Annotated in this window: 1 protein-coding gene; it reads left to right on the top strand. The window is 72.1% G+C overall.

From position 1 onward, the window contains the following. On the top strand, window positions 1-1079 hold a 1079-nt coding region (locus FVW27_RS16735), incomplete at both ends, for a hypothetical protein (RefSeq protein WP_208294859.1).

Raw genomic sequence — 1079 nt, 5'->3', positions numbered from 1 at the left:
TCGGACACGGGCGCGATCACGGCTGCGGGGGCGGCTGCGGGAACCCTGGCCGACATGGTTGCGGACGTGCGCGACGTGGATTGGGAGCAGGAACCGGCGGCAGGATTCGAGGCGGCATGCCTGGCCCGGCTGGCCCGCCACCATGGGGCGCGCATTGCGGATGCGCTGGTGGCGGGCACGGCCGGGTGCGCGGCACTGACAGAAGGCGGCAAGGCCGCAGACACCGTGGCGCAAGCCCTGCGCGACCGGGCCATGCGGATGGGCGGAACGGCATCCTTCACCGTGCGGGTCTGCCCCGTGGACGAAACCGGACGACCGGCGGGACGTGAAACGGAACGCACCGGGGTGGTCCCCGACATGCTGCCCCAGACGTTGCGGGATGCATTGCGCGAGGCCACGGGGAATGCCGACGCGACAGGCCAGACAGGCGCAGCGGGCACCATCCACGGCATGGCAGCCCTGATCCTGCCGGAATCTTCCCTGACCGTTTCCGGCTGGCTGCACAGCCACGCCCCCATGGGGCCGGTGCGGCATGCCGTGCTGGTGGAAGCCCGCTTTCCCTCAGGGGGCGATCCTGAACACGCCCCCCCCGTGTCCATCGACCACTACGCCCTGTCGAGGGTGCATCCCTTCGATCTGCTGTGCTGCGAAATCCCCCAGCGCACCGCCAGTGCCCCCCTGCCGGGCGGCCACGAGCCGCTGGCCCCTTCCGATTCGCTGCGCGGCCTGTTGCGCGGGTCCGCCCTGCTGGAACCGCCCTTCCTGCAGGGACTGGCCGGTCTGGCCATGGCGGCGGAACGTCTGGCCGGGCAACCGGTGGAACTGCGCTGGGGCATGGACCCGGAGGGGCGCTGCGTGCTGCTGGGGGTACGCCCGTCCACGGTGCGGCTGGCGACAGACCCACAGGACCAGCCAGAGGAACCAGCCGATTCGGACGACAACGCGGACGACGTCCCCGCCATGCACATACTGCGGCGCGGCGGGCAGACCGTGCAGATGGGCGTGGCCGCGGGCGGCGTGGTCCGCCTGACGGAAGCCACCCGGTCGGAGGACTGCCCGCTGGGCGGCATCGGCGTGGC

The organism is Nitratidesulfovibrio liaohensis, from assembly GCF_011682075.1.
Taxonomy (GTDB): domain Bacteria; phylum Desulfobacterota; class Desulfovibrionia; order Desulfovibrionales; family Desulfovibrionaceae; genus Cupidesulfovibrio; species Cupidesulfovibrio liaohensis.
The sequence above is the reverse complement of the archived record's forward strand: the minus strand, read 5'-3'. Positions and strand labels throughout refer to the sequence as shown.